At 69.4% G+C, this 20,572-nt stretch carries 18 protein-coding genes and 1 pseudogene; 11 read left to right on the top strand and 8 right to left on the bottom strand.

Features of this window, described 5'->3' with window-relative positions:
* The first annotated feature begins 62 nt into the window (after positions 1-62).
* Genes ACZ52C_RS25360 through ACZ52C_RS25350 form a run of 3 tightly spaced genes read left to right on the top strand, consistent with a single transcriptional unit; the run spans position 63 to position 2,580 of the window.
* Entirely contained in the window at positions 63-1,190 is a 1,128-nt protein-coding gene (locus ACZ52C_RS25360) for an Ldh family oxidoreductase (RefSeq protein ID WP_469076897.1), read from the top strand.
* The gene (locus ACZ52C_RS25355; protein ID WP_469076896.1) at positions 1,187-2,137 is read left to right on the top strand and encodes a Gfo/Idh/MocA family protein; all 951 of its coding nucleotides are present in this window, start codon (positions 1,187-1,189) and stop codon (positions 2,135-2,137) included. Before ACZ52C_RS25360 ends, ACZ52C_RS25355 begins: the two co-directional genes overlap by 4 nt.
* Positions 2,134-2,580, top strand: coding sequence for a DUF6917 domain-containing protein (locus ACZ52C_RS25350; RefSeq protein WP_469076895.1), 447 nt, complete (start codon positions 2,134-2,136; stop codon positions 2,578-2,580). Before ACZ52C_RS25355 ends, ACZ52C_RS25350 begins: the two co-directional genes overlap by 4 nt.
* 225 nt (positions 2,581-2,805) lie before the next feature.
* Here ACZ52C_RS25350 and ACZ52C_RS25345 read toward each other — a convergent pair whose 3' ends face one another.
* The 3 genes from ACZ52C_RS25345 to ACZ52C_RS25335 all read right to left on the bottom strand — a co-directional run bounded on the left by ACZ52C_RS25345 (position 2,806) and on the right by ACZ52C_RS25335 (position 5,140).
* Entirely contained in the window at positions 2,806-3,336 is a 531-nt protein-coding gene (locus ACZ52C_RS25345) for an EF-hand domain-containing protein (RefSeq protein WP_469076894.1), read from the bottom strand.
* Between the two features lie 208 nt (positions 3,337-3,544).
* Positions 3,545-4,804 (bottom strand): nucleotide sugar dehydrogenase, encoded by a 1,260-nt coding sequence (locus ACZ52C_RS25340; RefSeq protein ID WP_469076893.1) that lies wholly within the window; start codon positions 4,802-4,804, stop codon positions 3,545-3,547.
* 48 nt (positions 4,805-4,852) lie between these two features.
* Positions 4,853-5,140: a hypothetical protein gene (locus ACZ52C_RS25335; protein ID WP_469076892.1), complete on the bottom strand. Its 288-nt coding sequence runs from the start codon at positions 5,138-5,140 to the stop codon at positions 4,853-4,855.
* A gap of 908 nt (positions 5,141-6,048) precedes the next feature.
* Here ACZ52C_RS25335 and ACZ52C_RS25330 point away from each other — a divergent pair.
* Positions 6,049-6,884, top strand: a pseudogene (locus ACZ52C_RS25330) (metallophosphoesterase); the annotation flags it as partial.
* A gap of 408 nt (positions 6,885-7,292) precedes the next feature.
* Here ACZ52C_RS25330 and ACZ52C_RS25325 read toward each other — a convergent pair.
* The 3 genes from ACZ52C_RS25325 to ACZ52C_RS25315 form a co-directional block, all read right to left on the bottom strand.
* The gene (locus ACZ52C_RS25325) at positions 7,293-7,823 is read right to left on the bottom strand and encodes a cupin domain-containing protein (protein ID WP_469076891.1); all 531 of its coding nucleotides are present in this window, start codon (positions 7,821-7,823) and stop codon (positions 7,293-7,295) included.
* Positions 7,824-7,891: 68 nt separating this feature from the next.
* Positions 7,892-8,956 (bottom strand): phosphotransferase family protein, encoded by a 1,065-nt coding sequence (locus ACZ52C_RS25320; RefSeq protein ID WP_469076890.1) that lies wholly within the window; start codon positions 8,954-8,956, stop codon positions 7,892-7,894.
* Entirely contained in the window at positions 8,953-9,957 is a 1,005-nt protein-coding gene (locus ACZ52C_RS25315) for a C-terminal binding protein (RefSeq protein ID WP_469076889.1), read from the bottom strand. Before ACZ52C_RS25315 ends, ACZ52C_RS25320 begins: the two co-directional genes overlap by 4 nt.
* A gap of 723 nt (positions 9,958-10,680) precedes the next feature.
* Between ACZ52C_RS25315 and ACZ52C_RS25310 the strand changes: the two genes are divergently transcribed.
* Positions 10,681-11,949 (top strand): MFS transporter, encoded by a 1,269-nt coding sequence (locus tag ACZ52C_RS25310; RefSeq protein WP_469076888.1) that lies wholly within the window; start codon positions 10,681-10,683, stop codon positions 11,947-11,949.
* 173 nt (positions 11,950-12,122) lie between these two features.
* Here the strand turns inward: ACZ52C_RS25310 and ACZ52C_RS25305 are convergent, their stop codons facing one another.
* The gene (locus ACZ52C_RS25305) at positions 12,123-12,902 is read right to left on the bottom strand and encodes a fumarylacetoacetate hydrolase family protein (RefSeq protein WP_469076887.1); all 780 of its coding nucleotides are present in this window, start codon (positions 12,900-12,902) and stop codon (positions 12,123-12,125) included.
* Between the two features lie 182 nt (positions 12,903-13,084).
* Here ACZ52C_RS25305 and ACZ52C_RS25300 point away from each other — a divergent pair, with 182 nt between their 5' ends.
* Entirely contained in the window at positions 13,085-14,116 is a 1,032-nt protein-coding gene (locus tag ACZ52C_RS25300; protein ID WP_469076886.1) for a LacI family DNA-binding transcriptional regulator, read from the top strand.
* Between the two features lie 88 nt (positions 14,117-14,204).
* Here ACZ52C_RS25300 and ACZ52C_RS25295 read toward each other — a convergent pair whose 3' ends face one another.
* Positions 14,205-14,798: an NADPH-dependent FMN reductase gene (locus ACZ52C_RS25295; protein WP_469076885.1), complete on the bottom strand. Its 594-nt coding sequence runs from the start codon at positions 14,796-14,798 to the stop codon at positions 14,205-14,207.
* A gap of 442 nt (positions 14,799-15,240) precedes the next feature.
* Between ACZ52C_RS25295 and eno the strand changes: the two genes are divergently transcribed.
* The 5 genes from eno (at position 15,241) to ACZ52C_RS25270 (ending at position 20,402) form a co-directional block, all read left to right on the top strand.
* Positions 15,241-16,551 (top strand): phosphopyruvate hydratase, encoded by a 1,311-nt coding sequence (gene eno / locus ACZ52C_RS25290; RefSeq protein ID WP_469076884.1) that lies wholly within the window; start codon positions 15,241-15,243, stop codon positions 16,549-16,551.
* Between the two features lie 97 nt (positions 16,552-16,648).
* A complete protein-coding gene (locus tag ACZ52C_RS25285) occupies positions 16,649-17,665 on the top strand; it encodes a VOC family protein (protein ID WP_469076883.1) in 1,017 nt (338 codons plus the stop codon).
* Positions 17,666-17,689: 24 nt separating this feature from the next.
* A complete protein-coding gene (locus ACZ52C_RS25280; RefSeq protein WP_469076882.1) occupies positions 17,690-18,241 on the top strand; it encodes a carboxymuconolactone decarboxylase family protein in 552 nt (183 codons plus the stop codon).
* Between the two features lie 69 nt (positions 18,242-18,310).
* Positions 18,311-19,411, top strand: coding sequence for an alcohol dehydrogenase catalytic domain-containing protein (locus ACZ52C_RS25275; protein ID WP_469076881.1), 1,101 nt, complete (start codon positions 18,311-18,313; stop codon positions 19,409-19,411).
* 85 nt (positions 19,412-19,496) lie between these two features.
* The gene (locus ACZ52C_RS25270) at positions 19,497-20,402 is read left to right on the top strand and encodes a LysR substrate-binding domain-containing protein (RefSeq protein ID WP_469076880.1); all 906 of its coding nucleotides are present in this window, start codon (positions 19,497-19,499) and stop codon (positions 20,400-20,402) included.
* The last annotated feature ends 170 nt before the right edge of the window (positions 20,403-20,572 follow it).

Here is a 20,572-nt window from a genome sequence, read left to right as displayed (position 1 = left end):
CACCACACCCCCGACCGAACGACCTACGAAGCCAACTGGCCCGCCCTGTTAAGGAATCCCGTATGACGGCACCCACCGCCCCGCGAGCGGCGGTCGAGCGCGCACCCGTCCTCGTCGACCACGCGGAGCTGCATGCCGCGCTCACCGGCCTGTTCACCGGCCACGGCATCCCTGACGCGCGGGCCCGGCTCGCCGCGGACGCGCTGTGCCACGGCGACCTGACCGGGCTCGACTCGCACGGCGTGTTCAATCTCGCCCGGCTCTACCTGCCGTTGCTGGAGTCCGGCCGCTGCGACCCGCGCGCCGAACCACAGACCCTCACCGACCTGGGCGCCTGCGCGGTCGTCGACGCCCGCCGCGCCCTGGGCCTGTGGGCCGCGGCCGAAGCCATGGACGACGCCGTGGCACGGGCCGGCCGGCACGGTATCGGGCTGGTGTCGGTGCGCGGGGCGACCCACTTCGGGTGCGCCGGCTTCCACTCCGTGCGCGCCGCGCACGCCGGGATGATCGGCGTGGTCGCGAGCAACTGCGGCGGCCAGCGCATCGCACGACCCCCGGGCGGCGCGGTGGCGATGCTCGGCACCAACCCGCTGAGCGTCGCCGCGCCCGCCCTCGACGGCCACCCGTTCCTGCTGGACATGAGCACCACCGTCGCGCCCACCGGACGGGTCCGCGTCGCCGCCCGCCGCGGCACCCCGGTGCCCGCCGGCTGGCTGGAGGACGCGGCGGGCGACCCGGTGACCGACCCGTCCGCCTTCGACCGCGGCGAGGCCTTTCTGCGCTGGCTGGGCGGTACGGCCGAGACCGGCGTCCACAAGGGCTACGGGCTCGGCATCGCCGTGGAACTGCTGGCCGCCGTGGTGTCCGGCGCGGCCGTGGGACCCGCGCCCGCCGCACTGGAAGGGGACGGCCGGCCGCACGGCAGCGACGACGACATCGGCTTCTTCCTCCTCGCGATCGCCCCGGAGGTGCTGCGGCCCGGCGCGGACGCGGCCGGCGCGGCCCGGTCCCTGTTCGGCACGCTCGTCGACTGCCCGCCGGTGCCCGGCGGCGAGCCGGTGCGCTATCCGGGCTGGCGGGAGGCGGAACTCGCCGCCGAGCGCCGCCGCCACGGCATCCCCCTGCCCCCGCACCTCCACGCGGAACTGACCGCCCTCGGTCTCCTCGCCAGCACCGGGAGCCCGCGATGACCCGGCCCATGCGGCTCGGCGTCGTCGGTCTCGGCGCCATCTCCCCCTACTACCTGGCCGCCGCGGAACGGCTGCCCGAGTGGCAGCTGACCGCCGTGTGCGACGCCCGTGCCGAGGCCCTGGAGCAGTTCCCCGGGCGGGCGGCACGCTTCAGCGACCTCCGCACCCTGCTGGACGGGGCGCGACCGGACGCCCTCGTCGTGGCCGTGCCCAACGATGTTCACCTGCCCCTGTGCCGGGATGCCCTGGCCGTCGGCGTCCCGGTCTGTGTCGAGAAACCCCTCGCCCTGACCGCGGCCGAGGGGTCCCTGCTGGTGGAGCTGGCACAGCGCGGCGGGGTCCCGCTGATGACGGCGTTCCACCGCCGCTACAACGACGCCGTCCGCGCACTGGTGAACCGGACGACGGGCGGGGAGATCCGCTCCGTCCGGGTGCGCTATCTGGAGCGCATCGAGGAGCATCTCGGCGGTGAGGACTGGTACCTGGACCCGGCCCACTGCGGCGGCGGCTGTGTGTCCGACAACGGTCCCAACGCCCTCGACCTGGTGCGGCTGCTGCTCGGTGAACTCGACGTCACCGGCTGCGAGATCCACCGCGACGGCTCCGGCGTCGACCGTCAGGCGATGATCCGTCTGCGTGGCCGTACGGGAGCCACGGCCACGGTCGAGCTGGACTGGTCGTACCCGGGGGAACTCAAGGACATCGAGGTGGAGCTGGTCGGCGGAGAGGTGCTGCACGCCGACATGCTGGCCGGACACACCGGCTTCAAGGCGTCGTTGTGGCACGAGTACGAGGCGATCCTGACCGAGTTCGCAGCGCTGGTCCGCACCGGCGCCCCGGCCGCCCCGGGAGCGCATGGCGGCCTACCCGCGCTGGAACTGGTGGAGGCTGCCTATCGCCGTGCCCGACCCGTACCGCATGTGACGGCAGCGGAGGCGGACCGGTGAATCCGGCGGAGGACGGCCCGAAGCGTGTGGTGCGCGGATCACTGGTCAAGGTGCTCGTGCACCGCCGCACCGACCGCGGCATGCGGCTGGAGGAGCACGCGGCACGCTGCGTACGCCGGGGCGAGGTGCACGAACTGGTCACCACCGACCAGTGGGACCCGCGCCCCGGCGCCCGGATCGACCGGGTGGGATTCCTGGGCTTCGCCGAGCTGCTGTGCAGCGGTGTCATCGACCGGGGTGATCTGGTGCGGATCGGGGACACTGTGGTCGGCACGGTGCTCGGCTTCGACGCCTGTCACCTTCCGAACCACTACAACATCCTGATCCACGCGGCGCGTCCGGTCAGCGGCCGGGACCTGGGCCTGCGGCCGGAGTCTGTCGTCACCTTCGTCCAGGGCCGGGCCGGGGGCCACGACACGGTCCACGCAGCGCCTGGTTCCTGAGGGGCCATCCGCGAAGCGGTTTCGGAAGGGCATCCGCGGATGCGGGTGCTGAAACCACCTCCGCAGAGGCGGTTCCGGACAGCGCTTCCGCACAAGCAGACGGGCACCTTCGCGCACAGGCAGTCGCGCACCGGATGGCGCCGGTCCGCTGAACGGCCGACGCCATCCGGTGGCCGTGGAACCCGGATGGTCGCCCACCCGGGTCACAGCTGCCGCTCCGGCAGGTCAGCCGAGCAGGTCGACCTCCAAGCGGCCGAAGTGGAAGTCACGGACGACCTGCAGCAGTTCGTCCTCGGACAGCTTTCCGTCGCTGTTCGTGTCCACCTTCTGGAACATCTTCCCGGCCTCGGAGGCCGGCACGCCGACGGCGGACAGCCAGGCCTGGAACTCACGGGCGTCGATCTCGCCGTCGTGGTTGTCGTCGCACAGGCGGATCAGCGCCTTCACGATGGGAGAAAGCGCGCGGTTGAAGCCTGCCTCACCCTCCTTGAACAGCATCTCCCCCGAGGCGTCGAGGAACTGCTCCCGGCTGATGGCGCCACCCGGGGCGCCGGCCTTCTGGGCGAGGTGCTCGTACAGCCCCTGGAAGGCGCTGTGGAGCTCCTGCACCTCCGGGGAGTCGGCGCTCTTGCCGAGGTTCTGGGCGATCCGGGCGGCCTCGCCCTGGAAGTCGCTCGCCTCCAGGACGCCGTTGCCGTCGGTGTCCCACTTCTCGAAGCGCTTCACCAGGCGGTCGTTGGCGACAGCGGTACTCATATGTCTCTCCTTCTCTCGGACGGAGTCCGAGGGTGTCGGGTGGTGCGTCTTGTTCCGGGTGGATGAACGGACGGCGGCACCTGGGCAGGGCCGCGACCGCGCAGGGCGATACCGCTGCGCGGGCTCTGGGGCCGGCGAGTGGCCGGCAGGAGGGGCACCGGCTCAAGGTCGGCGCGAGGTGACACCGGCTCAGGCCGGTGCGCGGGGATCAGAGAAGGGTGACCCGGCTGCCCGTGGCCTTGCCGCGGGTGTCGAGCAGGGCGCATCGGGCCTGGCCCAGTGCTTCCCTCGCGTAACAGGCGTGGTCCTGCAACAGGATCGCCACATCGGCCTGGGCCATGGCTTCCTGGAGGTTTTCGGCACGCGGCAATGACCGTCCGTCGACACTGAACCCGGCTACATACGGGTCGTGGTAGTACACCTCGGCACCGGCGGCGAGCAGTCCTGCCGCCACCGGGCGCGCCGGTGTCTCCCGGACGTCCGCCACATCCGCCTTGTAGGTGACTCCGAGCAGCAGGGCCCGTGCGCCCTCAGGGCGGCCCCGGACCTCGGTGAGCAGGGCAAGCGCTCGGTCCACGACGTGGTCCGGCATACGGCCGAGGACCTCGTGTGCGGCTGCCAGCGTACGGAAGGCGAAGCCCTGGGATTCGGCCCGCGCGGCGAGATAGCGGGGGTCGACGGGAACGCAGTGCCCGCCGACGCCGGGTCCGGGCCTGAAGGGTGCGAAGCCGAACGGCTTCGACGCGGCGCAGTGCAGCACGTCCCAGACGTCGATGCCGGAATCGTGGCAGAACAGTGCCACTTCGTCGACCAGGGCCATGTTGACGTACCGGTAGGTGTTTTCGAGGAGTTTGGCCATCTCCGCCTCCCGCGTGCCGCGGGCGATGACGAGATGGTCCACGAAGCGGGAGTAGAACGCGACGGCGTACTTGGCGCACAGAGCGCTGCAACCGCTCACGACCTTCGGCGTGTTGCGGATGGTCCACGTCTCGTTGCCGGGATCGATGCGCTGCGGCGAATACGCCAAGTGGAAGTCCTCGCCAGCCTGCAGCCCGCTGCCGTGCTCCAGCAGCGGCCGCACGACGTCCTCCGTGGTGCCGGGATAGCTGGTGGACTCCAGGACGACGAGCATGCCGGGGCGCAGCCGGGCGGCGACGGCCCGGGCTGCGTCCTCGACCGCGGACAGATCGGGTAAGCCCTCCGGTGTGAGTCCGGTCGGCACACAGATCACCACGGTCTGCGCGCCGTCCAGGACCGCCGGGTCGGTCGCGGCATGAAATCCCGCGTCCAGCATGACCGCGACCTCGGCGTCGCGAACGCCGCCGACGTGGGAACGGCCTGCGGCGAGTCCGGACACCACCGTGCCGGACACGTCGTACCCCACGGTCGCCAAACCGGCCGAGACCGCGGCTCTGGAGAGCGGCAGCCCGACATGCCCCAGCCCGATGACGACGAGATCGGCGGCCATGTGTGTACGTTCTCCTGGGTGTGTGGGGGGAACGGGAACAGCGGTGGCTCAGGCGGAGAAACTGCCGCTGCCGGGCGCCACGTGCGAGCCGTATCCGGGCTGCACGGTAAGCCCGGGGGTGAGACAGAACGGGTCGGCGTAGATGGTGACCGGACGATCGGTGCGGTTCGTCAGCACATGCGCGGCGGGCGGCAGCTTCTGGCACCCGTGCGGATCGTGATACACAGCCAGTGGCGCGACTTCCGTACTGAACACCACAACGTCGCCCTCATCCGCCGCGGCTGCAGTGCCGGTGGCGGCGCCTGCTGCGAGCAGCGCCCCGGCGGCAGCGAGCATGAATACACGGGCGCATCGCATGGATTGTGGTCCTTTCGGCAGCGTGTTGTCGAAATGATCCTTCTCTGGAGATGCACCGGCTAAGCACCAGCCCACCCTTGTGCGCCCGAACCAGTGATGCCGTCAAATTGAATTGACGCCTCGGTCGGTGATCCGCGCGCCCCGCCGGTATTGGACGCGCACGGAACCGGCACGGATTCACCGTCGCGGCGAGAAACCGGTTCCGGCTCAGGCGATCCCTCGTCGGCTGCCAACAGCGGCCACTTGGGGAAGAACATTCCGTCCCGCGACAGCGTTGCCGGCGAACTCGAGTGCGCGAAAGGCCTTTTTCGGTGCGGCAGCGCTCACCGGTGGCGTGGGCGAAACCCCCGGACCGGCCCCTTGAGCAACTCCGTCACCCCACCCGGCGGGGACGCCACTCGTGTGTTCCCCGACCGCCCGGGTCGCCTCGCGCAGCCGGAGCACTCAAAGAAGGACCCCATGTCGTAGGTGAGTCGTCGGGCGGAGTATCGAATCTTCCGTGCGGGCGTCGGGAACCCAGCACCACGTCTACGTAGCGGGCGGAGGTTCAGCAAGCGGAGACACTACTGCGACGCATGCTGACCTCGTGCTGACCGGGACGCGTCGATCATGACCCTGAGCTGCGAAAGCACCCAAAAGCTAGATCTTGGACTTGAACACGGTGCGAAGCCGACACGACAAGACACCCGAGAGCTACCTTGCCGGCCTCCACCTCCGTGCCTCGATGATCTGGGTCAACGACCTCCTGAAGACAACTGGTTGATCACAACATCACACAGGCCCTAGCTGTATTGATCACGAGCGTTGTCAACGCCGGTCGGACTTGATCGTGGCGAAGGCCTCCGTGTGTGGTGGAGGTGTCGAATCTTCACCGCACGGAGGCCTTCGTGTCCCACCGTAATGCCCGGCTGACCATTCACGGCAGGCGGCTGCTCGTCGAGCGTGTCCGCTCCGGCCGTCCCGTCGCCCATGTCGCCGCCGAGATGGGCATCTCCGTCCCACAGCCCACAAGTGGGCGGCGATCATCGGTGACACCCTGCTGGGCACCAGCTGGGTCCTGTTCACCTGGTCCGTTCTGCTCGGCGTCCTCTTGCGGCTCGCCCTGACCATGGCCGGTGTCGGCGAGAGTCAGGACCGCGCCCGGATCGTCACTTGGGCCGTCCTCGGCACAACCGCGGTACTACTCGTCTGGGGGTACGCCGAAGCCCGCCGCGTGCCACGCGTGCGCCGCCTCGACGTACAACTCCCGTGACTGGGTGCCGGGTTGGACGGCACCCGCGTCGTCCTCATCACCGACACCCACTACGGCCCGCTCGACCGCACTCGCTGGTCGGCGCGGGTATGCGAGACGGTGAACACGCTGGAAGCCGACCTGGTCTGCCACACCGGCGACATCGCGGACGGCACGGCCGAACGCCGCCGCGCCCAGGCCACCCCACTCGGAACCGTGCAAGCCACCCGGGCCCGGGTCTACGTCACCGGCAACCACGAGTACTACAGCGAGGCCCAGGGCTGGGTCGACCTGATGGACGAGCTGGGCTGGGAGCCGTTGCGCAACAGCCATCTGCTGCTCGAACGCGGAGGTGACACCCTCGTCGTCGCCGGCGTGGACGACGTCACCGCCGAGTCCTCCGGTCTGGCAGGCCACCGCGCCCACCTCGCCGGAGCCCTGAACGGCGCCGACCCCGACCTGCCCGTTCTGCTCCTGGCCCACCAGCCCAAGTTCGTCGACCGGGCGGCGGCCGCTGGCATCGACCTCCAACTCTCCGGCCACACCCACGGCGGCCAGATCTGGCCCTTCCACCACCTGGTCCGCATCGACCAGCCGGCCCTCGCCGGCCTCAGCCACCACGGCTCCCGCACCCTCCTCACACCAGCCGCGGCACCGGCTTCTGGGGCCCGCCGTTCCGCGTCTTCGCCCCCAGCGAGATCACCCTGCTCGTGCTCCGCTCCCCGCACCTGCCCACCTCGCCGTAGACGGGGCGGGCCACCCCATCCGCTTGGAGCAGTCCACGAGCCGAGGGGTGCGGCGGCGACAGACAACCAGGCTCCTCTCCCCGAGGACAAGATCTGGACCAATCCCGGGCCGAAGAAGCTCCCTGTCGGCGGGCTCGGCATCGCTCCGGCGACGTCAGCCGTCATGCTCCGCGCCGACGAGGACGAAGGCCATCGTCGCCGGCTGGTCACTGAGGTTGCGCCAGCTGTGGCGCGTGCCGTTCTGGATGACGATGTCCCCGGTCGAGAGGTGGGTGCGTTGCCCGTCGTCGAGTTCGAGGACGATGTCCCCCTGCAACACGATGCCGTAGTCGACGGTCGGTGTCGTGTGCATGCCGTCGGGCTCCATGAGCTCCGCCAGGCCGGGCGAGTCGGCGCGCTGCTCCTGATCGAAGGCAACGGGGTCGAACGTCGGGTCTGCCCACGCGGCGTCCGGCGGGAAGGTCAGAATGATGAACCGTGTGCCGCCGGGTGCCGGAAGCAGACTGGTGATCTTCGGTGTGGGGTCCTCGCCCGTCCGGCTGACCTGCTCGCCCGGTTCAGTGGCCCACGGCAGGCGGGACACCCAGCCCGGCAGGCTGATGAACTCCCGGCTGCGCGGTATGGAGCCGTCGCTGACAACGACTGACCTGCCGTTCTCGTCGTGGCCGGTGACTACTCTGCGCATACGTCTCTCCTCGGTCTGGTCCAGGTCCTTGGAACCCGCCGTACGCCGGATCCGTCGTCTCGGTCGGTTCAACCGGGCCGGCCGGTGCCGGGCTCGGTCTGGGCATCCAGCGCGGCCGCCCAGGCGTCCAGGGCATCTGCCATCGTCGGAGCGTGCGTCCGCAGCAGGCCCGACGCCACCGAGCGCACGAACAGCCGATGCCGATCGTCTGTGAGGTACTCCGCCGGTGACTTGCCGTCCACGCGCGCCAGCAGCAGTGCCGGCAGCAGTGACGCGGCGCGCGCTTGGAGGGCCGGCTGCGGCTCCCAGTCGACGCACCGCGTGTACGCCTCGGTGAGCCCCCGGGCCGAGCGGAGGAGACCATGCCTGTGACCGGGTACCACCAGGCTCTTCAGGAGCAGATGGTTGACGCAGAAGGCCAGGTCGAGGGCGGGGTCTCCGTACCAGGCGCACTCGGCGTCCAGCAGCACGGGCCCGGCCGGGCCGACGAGGATGTTCTTGGGGCTGACGTCGCCGTGCACCAAGGCCAGGTGGGTCGTGGCCGTGCGTTGAGCGAGGCCCTGGAGGATGTCGCCCAGCTCGGGGTGCGCCGCCGCGGTGGCCAGCAGGTACGGCTCGATGCGCAGCGCGTGGAAGTTGTCGTCGGTGGCGAACTCATCGGCGAGGGCGGCATCGCCGGCACTCGCCGCGTGCAACGTCCCGAGCAGTTCTCCGACGGCCACGGCGGTCGCCACCTCCACCTGGCCGCCGAACAGCTGCGCCTTCCACACCGGGTACTGCTCGGGGGGCAGGAACGCCATCGCGAAGAGTCCGGCCTCGGCGTCATGGGCCAGCAGCTCCGGCACGCTGTCCGGCCGGTGCCGGGAGGCGAACCGCATCCACGCCCATTCGTAGGCGTTGCGCGACACCGGTGCCTGCCAGTCCGCGGCGACCCGGAGCCGGGCCAGAGCCCGCTTGACGCACAGGGAGCGTCCCGGCAGATCCACCCGCCACAGGTCGGACGAGACGCCGCCGGCCAGCGGGGTCCAGCGCGCGGCCTCGCCGGGCACGGCGAGCTTGTGGGTGAGGAGGAAATCGGTGAGCGGGGTGTCCGGCACGGGTTCCGGGCTCACCGGCGTCAAGAGCGAGGTCATCGCAGGCCACCCGAGGTGGCAGACGAACCGCGGGGGCTGTTGCAGGCGTGGGCCGGTGCCTCGCCCGCCAGGACCCGTACGACCTCCTCGGCGGCTCTGCGGCGCAGCTCCGTGACCGAGGCGTCGGAGGAGAAAGCCACATGCGGGGTCAGCAGCGCACCCGGCTGGGCCAGCAGTCCGTCGGGGACGTGCGGCTCACTCTCCAGGACGTCGAAGGAGGCCCCGTCGAGGTGCCCGCTGTCGAGAGCCTTGATCACCGCGTCGGTGTCCACCAGGCCGCCCCGGCTGACGTTGACGAGCAGGCCGCCCCGCCGCATCAGCGCCAACCGCTCGGCTCCGATGATGTGGTGCGTGTCCGGCGTGAGCGGCACGTGCAGGATCACCACGTCGCTGCGGCGCAGCAGCTCCTCCAAGCCCACCATCTCGACTCCGGGGGCGTCCTTCGGCGGGTGAGGATCGTGGGCCAGGATCCGGCAGCCGAACGCGCCGAGTCGGCCGGCGGTGGCACGTCCGATGCGCCCATAACCGACGATGCCGCAGGTCAGCGTCGAAAGTCGGCGCAGCCGGGCACTGGCGGGGTCCCAACGGCCCGCACGGACGTCCCGGTCGAACACGGCCAGGCCCCGGGTCCAGGCCAGCACCATGCCGACGGCGTGGTCCGCGACCTCCTCGACACAGTAGTCGGGCACGTTGGTGACCCAGACGCCCCGGTCGGTGGCCGCCTGCACGGCGATGTTGTCGAGGCCGACGCCGAGCCTGGCCACGACGCGCAGGTCCGGCGAGGTGCCGATCGCGGTGGCGGAGACGGGCGCCCAGCAGGTCAGGATGCCGACAGGCCGGTGCTCGGCCACCAGGTCCTCGATGGCCCCGGCGGAGCCGGGCTCGGCGGGGCCGGTCACCAGGGTGTGGCCCGCCTCCTCGATGACGGATCGCTCGACGGAATCGTCGGGCCAGGCGTAGTCGGTGAGCAGCACGGTGCCTGGGCGGCTCGTTTGGTTCATGGCAGATCGTCCTCGCAGAGTCGTACGGCCGCGGCGGACGGTCGGGCGTCGCACCATGTCGCGTCCGGTGAGCGGGTCTGATCGCCACCCAGAGGCGGCCGACGGCATGTCCGATGGGCCGTCGGGCGCCCGGGATGGCTCGGAAAGGGTTACTGGGCTTGTCGGCGCCCGCCGACTTGTGGTCGGGGCGGGCGCCGCGGTACGCGCCTGGAACGGATCGCGAGACACCAGGGCACGTCGCATCACTTTGTCACAGCCACGGATGCTAACGATAGCATTCATGGCCTTCGGGACGTCAAGGGCGACGTACACCCGGTCGTCGAGACTCCGCCGCAGGGACCATTCCGGGCGGAGATACCGCGCCGGCACGGGGACAACGAGATGCGCCGAAGAAAACCCGTGCGCACACCTTGACGCGCCCGACACTTCCCTTCATGGTTTCTGCCAGCGTCGACCGTGCGACCGCGAAGTGTCCGCACGAAGTCCGGCTGTCGAAGACGTCATGGCCACGGACGTCACCGACGGGCGCTACACGACTGAATTCCGCATGCGGTGTCCGACCGCGCGGCAGCCCGCCCCCCTTTATGCCAGTCGACGACCGCACAGCCGTCGCCGACGCGAGTCCGTGTTCAGCTCACCGCTTCTCGCCATCGCCCCTACGGCCCCGTATGGGCGATGCATCCGCCGCGGCCCGCCGTGGCACATTCCTCTTCAGGAGCCGCTATGACTCACGCAGCGCAAGTCGACACCACCCCGGTGCCCGCCGGCGAAACACAGAAGGGCGACCGGTCGGCCATTTCCCGCCCCATGATCGGCGTGGGCTTCCTGCTGATCGTCCTGTCCTACATGGTCAACGCGATGGACCGCCAGGTCTTCCCTCCCCTGCTGCCCAACATCCGGGAGGAGTACGGGTTCTCCCTGGAGCAGGGCGGTCTGCTGGCGACGAACTTCACCCTCGGCATGGCGCTCGCCGGCCTTCCCGCCGGCTACCTGCTGGACCGCTTCCGCCGCAAGACCGTGCTGCTGGCCAGCATCGTGGTCTACTCCCTGGGCACGATGGCCACGCCACTGGCGACCGGTTTCGCCGACATGACCCTGTACCGGGTCGTCTCGGGCTTCGGTGAGGGCATGCAGTCAGCCGCCATCTTCGCGGCGATCGGCGCCTTCTTCGCCCAGCGGCGCGGACTGGCCTTCGGTGTCATCGGCGTGGGCTACTCGATCGGCGTGTTCATCGCGCCGCTGATCGGTGTCGGGCTGATGAGCATGCATGGCACCTGGCACTCGCCCTTCTACCTGTTCGGCGCCGCCGGGCTGCTGATCGCCGCCGCCTGCCTGTTCCTCGTGAAGACCGGCCTGACCGAGACCTCCGTCGAGAAGGTGGCCTCGACCAGGACGTACGAGTACATGCCGGCGTCCACGTACAACCGCAACACCATCGCACTGACCGTCCACGCGGTCATCAGCGGTGTGGCCCTCTACGGCTTCCTCGGCCTCTACCCGACCTTCCTCATCACCTCGCTGCACTACGCCCCGGAGCAGGCCGCACTGGCCATGAGCTTCCTCGGCTTCGGGGGCATGACGGCGGTGTTCGGCGGCTGGCTCGGCGACCGCTTCAACCAGCGCAACCTGCTGATCCTCAGCCTGCTGGCCGTCTCCGCCATCAGCGTGTGCATCTACACGACGCAGGCCGCGGTGGGGGTGCAGTGCCTGTTCGCCTTCCTCATGGGCGCCTTCGGGCTGGGCTTCATCTACCCCAACACCAACAGTGCGATCCAGCGGGCCGTCCGCCCCGAACAGATCGGACGCGCCTCCGGCCTCTTCGTCACCGGCTACTACGGGCCGGCGGCCTTCTCGGGTCTGCTCTTCGCCGCCCTGGTGGAGTCCTTCGGCTGGACCCAGGCCGGCCTGCTGCAGGTCGCGGTCCTGCCGCTGCTGGGCGTCACCGCCCTGGCCTTCGTCCGCACCGCGGAGTTCAACAACACGGTTCGCTAGCGAACCGGCCCATCGCGCCTCTGTCACTGTGTCGCCCCGGGCATCGGCCCGGGGCGACACAGCGGCATGTCACCGTCGGGGCGCGTCGGCACACCGCCGACATTCCACGGGGCCTGCCCACCGCCGAGCGGTGGGCAGGCCCCGGTGCGTGGTTCGCCCGACGGGCAACCGAGTCAGGGGCTCTCGGCCACGACCGGGTTGCGCAGAACGCCGATGCCCTCGATCTCCACCTCGACCTCGTCCCCGGGACGGATCGGCCCGACGCCGGAGGGCGTACCGGTCATGATCGCGTCACCGGGCAGCAGTGTCAGATAGCGGCTGAGGTAGCTGACGATGTCGGGAACGGCGAGCAGCAGGTCGGCTGTGCTCGCCGACTGCATGACGGCGCCGTTCACACGGGTCGTCAGCGTCAACGCCGAGGGGTCGAGTTCGGTCTCGATGACCGGTCCGAGCGGAGCGAAAGTGTCCTGCCCCTTTCCGATGAGAAGTGCGCCGAACGCGCTTTCTCTGCGCTGGACGACGCGGTCGCTGACGTCGTTTCCACACGTATAACCGAGGATGTACTCGTGCGCATCGGAGGGTTTCACATGACGGGCTTTCTTTCCGATGACAACCACCAACTCGCCCTCGAAATGGATCAGCTCGCCATCAGCCGGATAGACGATGGCGTCATCCGGACCCACCACCGCGGTGCTCGGCTTCATAAAGCAAACGGGAACCTCCGGAACCTCACGATCGGTTTCATCGATGTGTGAGGCGTAGTTGTACGCGAACCCGAAGATCCGGGGCCGTTCCAGCGGCGCGAGAATGACTACGTCACCGATTTCGTCGATGCGCCCGGTGGGTGACAGCCCGATGAAGGGATCTCCCTCGCGCCTCGCGATCCCGGCACCCCCGGATAGGAGTTCTCCGTAATGACGCACGCCACCGACGGCATACCTGACGATCCGCACGGAAACCTCCGTAGCTAGGCAGCCACAGACGGCTGCATGTATCCATCCAGCAGTGCTAACGTTAGCATGCAAGGAGCGATCGATCTCGCTACTCCCTTTGCCGACCACAGAGCGCGACATGAGCGCTATCGTTGGCACACGGAAAGCGACGGACGGGATCAGTCAGCCGGAGGAACCCTTACGTGATCACGACCAAAGACATCGCGGAACGCCTCGGGGTCTCCGTCTCGACGGTCGGCCGGGCGCTCGCCGACGATTCCCGCATCAGCGAGGAAACCAAGTTCAAGGTCCGTCAGGCCGCCTCCGAGATGGGATACGTCGGCAACCGCGCGGCGCGGATGATGCGCGGGGCTTCCAGCAACGTGGTCGCGCTGGTGATCCCGGACATCCGCAACAGCTTTTACTCGACCATCGCGCACGAGCTGTCCAAGAACATGGAGGCCGAGGGCTTCCAGCTGATGCTCGCGGAGACCGACGACGACCGCATGGTCGAGCTGCGCCATCTGCGGGAGCTGTCCGCGACCCGCGTGGCAGGCGTCATCATCGTGCCCACCGCGCGCCCGCACGGCGAGTCCGTCAAGCTTCTGCGCACGGTGCCGCACCTACAGCTGCTGCGCCGCCATCCGTCGCTCGGCTCCCAGTGGTTCGGCGTGGACGACCACGAGGCGCTGCGCCGGGCCACGGCCCACCTGGTGGGCGAGGGCCACACGCGTATCGCGTACATGGGCGGCCCTGAGGAACTACCCACGGGAGCGGAGCGCCTGCGCGGCTTCCGCAGCGCCCTGCGCGAAGGCGGTCTGCCGGACGACGCCGGGCGCGCGGAACTGGGGCCACCGTCGTCAGTGGAGCACGGCCGACAGACGGTACGCCGACTGCTGAAGGGCCCGGACACCCCCACCGCGCTTGTGCTGGGATCGATCCAGCTCACCCGGGGGGTGCTGGAGGAACTGTCCGAGCAGGGCGTGAAGGTGCCCGGGGAGCTTTCCGTGATCGGGTTCGGTGATGAGCCCGGGTTTTCCTGGTGGGGTCCGGGACTCACCACGATCGGTCTGCCGATCCAGGAGATGGCCACCGGCTGCGCGCTGTGGCTGATGCGCCGCCTGAAGACCAAGCCGGGCAACGACGGCCCGTACACCTCCGTCTCCCCCGGATCGCTGGTCCTCCGCGGCAGCACGGCATCCCCTGACGGAAAGACTTCGTCCGGGTCCCGCTGAACACCGGACGGCCGCACCCGCACACGAAGGCGCCCGGAGCGATGTGCTCCGGGCGCCTTCGCCCGCACTCGCCGAACGCGCCGGCAGGTCAGTCGGCTCCGCCGCGCAGTCGGCGCATGACGCGGGCGGTACGCGCGAGTTCGTCGAGCACCTGCTCGGCCGCGGCCTCGTGGATCTTGCCGGGCCGGAATGCGCCGGCCTCGACAAGCTCGTTGACGAACGGGATGCTCACGGTCGGACCTATGGGCAGCATCCTGAGGTTCGCCACGACCTGCTTGCCCATCTGCACCGCCCTGGTGCCGGCCGAGACACCTCCGTAGCTGACGAACGCGGCCGGCTTGTGCTGCCACTCCACCACCAGGTAGTCCCACGCGTTTTTGAGCGGGGCGGGAAAGCCGCCGTTGTACTCGGGTGTGACGAAAACGAACGCGTCCGACGCCTCGACGATCCGGCTCCACTCCCGGGTGTGGCTTTTCGTGTACTGCCGCAGCGCGGGCGGATGCGGCTCGTCGAAGAAGGGGAGGGCGAACTCCCCCAGGTCGACGGTGCGCGACTCGAACTGGTCACACTCCGCGGCCCGGGTGGTGAACCAGTCCGCGACCGACCTCCCCACCCGCCCGGGGCGAGTACTGGCCACCACGGTGGTGAGGGTCATCGGCGCCACAGAGGGTTCGGCTGCCATAGCGGGCTCACTTCCTTTCGGCCGCGACCCGGCCCGGCGGGCCCACCACTTCCTGTGCTGTCCGTCCGTCCAGGAAGCGCGCGGGCCCGCCGGGAGTCCTTGTCGTAGCGGGATTATGCGAACGATAGCACTGGCTCGGAGGCGATCCAAGAGCCTCTGCCGCGCAGCGACTCGACGAGAAGAGCGAGCACCCTCCCTCTTGACATCGTCGCTAGCAGTTCGCAGGATTGCGCTATCGTTAGCACTCGTCGATGAGAACTGCCCGAGCCTTCGCTCACTCTCAGCGTCGTCGTACCGGTCCGGGTGTCTCTCCCCAGGGTCCGCCCGCGCCCGTTGGCCGGCGACGACGTCCCCACGCCTTCCGTCCTGCGGACGTCCCTCCCCGACGGCAGGCACCCGTGACGGTCGTCCCGGTCGTCCGAACTCCGAAAGGTTGCACCGCATGACAGATGCGAGGATCGCCAAGCTCCAGGGCCGCAGGGTGTGGGATTCACGCGGTCGGCCGACCGTCGAGGTCGAGGTCCACCTCGCGGACGGCGCGGTCGGACGGGCCATCGCACCGGCGGGTGCCTCGACGGGCCGGGGCGAAGCACTCGACCTGCGCGACGGCGGCAGCCGCTTCGGCGGCCTCGATGTCCAGGGCGCGGTGAGTTCGGTGAACGATGAGATCGCACCCGCCCTCGCCGGCCAGGACGCGGACGATCAGGAGACGGTGGACCGGCTTCTGGTGGACCTCGACGGAACCACCGACCGCAGTCGTCTGGGCGGCAACGCGATCGTGGCCACGTCCATGGCCGTCCTGCACGCCGCCGCCGCTTCGGCGGGCGTACCGCTGTGGAAGCACCTGGCCGGCGAACGCCCGGTCCGCATCCCACTGCCCGAGATCCAGATCTTCGGCGGCGGCGCCCACGCGGACCGCCGCGTCGACGTACAGGACTTCATGGTGATGTGTCCGGCGGCAGGCAGTTTCTCCGAGGCCCTGGACTGGACCGCGGAAATCTACCGCGCGGCCGGAAGCCTGATGCGCGCGGCGGGGAAGGCCCAGGGCGTGGCCGACGAGGGCGGCTTCTGGCCCGCCTTCGACTCCAACGAGGAGGCGCTGGGGATGCTGACCCGCGCCATCGAGACCGCAGGCTTCGCTCCCTCGACCGAGGTCGGCATCTCACTGGACGTCGCGGCGTCGCAGTTCGGCAGCGGCGGGCGTTACACGCTCGCTCTGGACGACCGCACTCTCGACACCGCGGCACTGATCGACATGCTGGGCAGCTGGATCGAGCAGTATCCGATCCTGTCCATCGAGGACCCGGTGGGCGAGGACGACCACGACGGCATGCTGGAGTTCACCCGGCGCCACGGAGAACGCTGCCAGGTGATCGGCGACGACTACCTGGTCACCAACGCCAAGCGCGTGGAGGCCGCGGCAAGCGGGGGCGCGGTGAACGCCGTCCTCATCAAACCGAACCAGGCCGGGACGATCACGGAGGCGTTCCAGGCACTGCGTGCCGGCAAGGACGCCGGCTTCGGCACGATCGTCTCGGCGCGTTCCGGCGAGACCGAGGACATCACCATCGCCCATCTCAGCGTCGGCTGGGACGCCGGCCAGCTGAAGGTGGGCTCGTTCACCCGCTCCGAGCGTATGGCCAAATGGAACGAGGTTCTGCGCATCGAGGAGTCCCTCGGTGAATCCGCGGAATTCAGCGGATGGTCCGCCTTCACCTTCGCCGGTTCTCGCGACTTTACGGTCCAGCCGTAAATCCCGAGGCCCTTACCGCCGGGCCGAGAAACGGTTTCGAAGTATTACAGTCAGCCTAATCCGGACATCACGAGCCGATCCGAGCACGGAGACCAGCATGCTGCCACCCGTCAATCTGCGCCCGAGTTTCAACATCACCCGCTCCAGCCATGTCCGGCTCACCGTCGCCGATCTGGCCGAGAGCCGGAACTTCTACGTGAACGTGCTGGGACTCGTCGTCAGCGACGAGGACGAGCGCACCTGCTACCTCCGCGGGCTGTCGGAAGCCTGTCACCACAGCCTCGTCCTGGAGCAGGACGACGAGGGCGCGGGCGCCGGCTCCTGCCGGAGGCTCGGTTTCCGGGTCTTCTTCGACGAGGACCTCGACATCGCGTACGACTGGTTCCGTGAGCGGGGGCTGCCCGCCGAGTGGGTCGACGTCCCGTACCAGGGCCGGACCCTGCACGTCAGCGACCCCATCGGCACTCCGCTCGAACTCTGCGCGCACATGGAGACCCGGCCGCGGCTGCACATCGACTTCCAGCTCCACAAGGGCGCGCACGCGCAGCGGCTCGATCACTTCCAGACCTTCGCGCCCGACACCTACGAGCTGTGCGCTTTCTACGGCGAACTCGGCTTCCGCAACTCCGAGTACCTGGCGCACGGCGACAAACTGCTGGGCGCGTTCATGTACCGGAAGGGCACCTGCCTGGACCTCGCGATCGTCGAGAACACCGGCCCCGCCCTGCACCACTTCGCCTACACGGTCTCCGAGAGCCACGACATCTTCACCGCCTGCGACTTCGCGGGAATCCAAGGCTACGGCGAGGGCGTGGAGCGGGGCCCCGGACGTCACGGTCCGGGCGGCATGCTCTTCGCCTACCTCCGTGATCCCGACGGGCACCGGGTGGAGGTCTTCAACAGCCACTACCAGACGATCGACACCGAGATCGAGCCGGTGCGCTGGGACGCGGGATCACTGAGCACCAACGCCCGCTGGGGCCTTCCCGCACTGGAGAAGTGGTACTTCGAGGCATCGCCGTTCGTGGGGGTCAAGCAGATTCCGCCGGCCGAGCCGCCGAAGCCCATGTCGCTGGAACGGTTCCTGCGCGAACAGCCCCAGTCCACCCGCTGATCTTTTCGTCCCCGAGGAGACACCATGGCACGAGTGCCCTATCTGCGCCGCGAGGACGCCGACGAGTCGCAGAAGCCCCTGTACGACCGGCTGGAAACCGAACGCAAGGTCCCGACGGCGAACATCTTCCTCGCCCTGGCGGGTGCGCCGACCCAACTGGACGCCTTCCTGACCTACGCCAACTCGTTGCGGGCCGCCGATCTCAGCCCTCGCTTGCGCGAGCTGGCCATCCTGACCGTGGGGTACGCGACCCGGTCGGCGTACGAGGTCGCGCACCACCAGTCGCACGGGCTCAAGGCAGGGCTCAGCGAGGAACAGCTGGCGGCGGTGGCCGACTTCGAGTCGTCCGGCCTGTTCGACGCCACGGAGAAGGCGGTCATGCGCCTCGCCAAGGAATCCACGCTCCAGGTCGACGTCTCGGAGGAGACATGGCGCGCGGCCGCCGACCGCCTGACGGACAGGCAGATGGTCGAACTGTCGTTGTCCATCGCCTGGTACAACTCCGGCGTCCGCATCATGGGACTGCTGGGCATCGACCTTGAGGACAGCTACCCGAACCCTTTCCCGAAGTCGTAGGGAATTCTTGATGTCTCTGCCCCGGCCGCCTGGGGCGGAGCAGTTCCAAGGAGTATTTCAATGGCGAAAATGCTCGCTGCACGACTGCACGCGCTCGGTGAGCCGATGTCCGTGGACACCGTCGACGTGCCCACCCCTCGGCCGACCGACGTGCTGGTACGGGTCAAGGCGTGCGGGATCGTGCCGAACATGGCGAATGTGATCAACAACTGGCCCACCTGGTATCCGCACCAGCCGCTCCCGAAGCTGCCCGCGATCTTCGGTCTCGACCCCGCGGGCGTCGTCGAGGCGGTCGGGGATGCGGTCCTCAACACCAGGCCCGGGGACCGGGTCTATGTGAGCCCGCTGCGGTCCTGCGGCAGCTGCCAGGTGTGCCGCGGCGGCGAGCTCAGCCGGTGCCGCTACTTCACCCTGAACGGCTACTTCAGCACCTCGCGCGACGGCCAGCGGATCTTCGATCTCTACCCCTACGGCGGCTTCGCGGAGTACATGACCGCGCCGCAGCACGCGATCGTCAACATCCCCGACACCATGACGTTCGAGCAGGCAGGCAAGCTCGGCTACATCGGCACCTCCTACGGCGCCCTCAAGCACGCCGCGGCCGGCCCCGGTCAGGTGGCGCTGATCGACGGCATCACCGGCACGCTCGGTGTCGCCTCCACCCTCCTCGCGCTGGCCTCCGGTGTCTCGAAGGTGCTCGGGACCGGCCGCAACGAGGAGTTGCTCAAGCGCGTCAAGGAACTGGCCCCGGACCGGATCGAGGTCATGCGGCTCGGCGAGGGCTCCACCGGCGAGTGGGCCAAGGCCCGCACCGGTGGCGAGGGGGCGGACTTCGTCATCAGCGCACTCGGTGCCAAGGCCCCGGTGGCGACGATGCTCGACTCCATGCGGGGCGTCCGGCGGGGCGGCAAGGTGGTCAACGTCGGAGGCGTGGCCGACCGGCTGCCCGTGGACGTGAAGTGGCTCATGGACGAGCAGGTCCAGCTGATCGGCTCCAACTGGTTCACCACCGCGCAGGGTCAGGAAGTCGCCGACATGGTGGCGACCGGAGCCCTGGATCTGTCCTATCTGATCACCAAGCCGTTCCCGTTGTCCGAGGTCAACGAAGCGATTTCGGGACGCGCCGCGGATCTCGACGGCGGATTCAGCAACTACGTCGTGATTCCCTGAACCACAGTGTCCCCCTACCCACCCCGCGGCGGTCCTGTTCTGCCCTGACGCCGCCGCGGGGTGTTTCAGCAGGACGGAGGAGTCGATGGAACTCCGCTGGTTGGAATCGTTCGTCGTCGTCGCGGAGGAACTGCACTTCGCCCGGGCATCGGACCGTCTGCATCTCGCTCCGTCGGCGCTCAGCGCCCAGATCCGAGCGCTGGAGTCACATCTCGGCGTTCGGCTCGTCGACCGGGGGCGACGCACGCGCCCCGCGCTCACCGATGCCGGAACGCTGTTCCTCGAAGAGGCTCGGCTGACCCTCGCGCAGCTCGCGCGGGCCGAGGCGGTGGGCAGGCGTGCCGGCCGCGGGGAGCTGGGGCACGCCCAGATCGCCTACGTCGCCTCAGCCGCGTTCTCCGGGGTGCTGACCGATGTCCTCACCCGCTGCGCCGCCCCCGGCACCCAACTGACCGTGCAGGTACGCGAATTGGAGACCCCTGCCCAACTGGAGGCGTTGGCCTGCGGAGACATCGACATCGGCTTCCTGCGCTGGAGGCCGGAGTACCCACCCGAGGTCACGGCCACCTGCCTGCTCACCGAGGAGGTCGTCCTGGCGCTGCCGGCCACCGCGCCGCTGGCGGCGCACAAGGCGGTACCGGCGGCACGGCTGCGCGACGAGCAGTTCGTGGCCCCGCACTTCGACGAGGAGTTCGGCTGCCGCGACCAGATCCTCGAAGTGGCGGAGCGAGGGGGCTTCACACCGCGGTGCGCTCCTCCGGTACGGGACTTCATCGCGGCTCTCACGCTGGTGGGCGGCGGTCTCGCGGTGGCCCTGGTTCCCAACTCACTGCGCCTCGTACAGATCCCTGGAGTGGCGTACCGCCCACTGGCGGACGTGGCACTGACCACCCGGCTGGTCGGCGCCTACCGCAAGGGGGAGACTTCGCCCGCGGTTCGCGGCGTGATCCGCCGGCTGCGGGAGGCCGCTGCCGCCACGGCCACCGTCTGAGGCATCGACACACAGCAGGCGTCCGGCACTGGCCCGACGCCTCGTCGGCATGCGCGCGAGCACCCGGCCGTGCCCATTCGGGGCAGCGTACGCACAACCGCGTCGCGCAGTCCGCCGACGGCCGGGTCGACGTCGAACCGACGCATTTTTGTGCGCGGATTTCGCACCAT

Source organism: Streptomyces sp. NPDC034049, from assembly GCF_055575575.1.
This window is presented reverse-complemented; position numbering and strand designations above follow the sequence as displayed.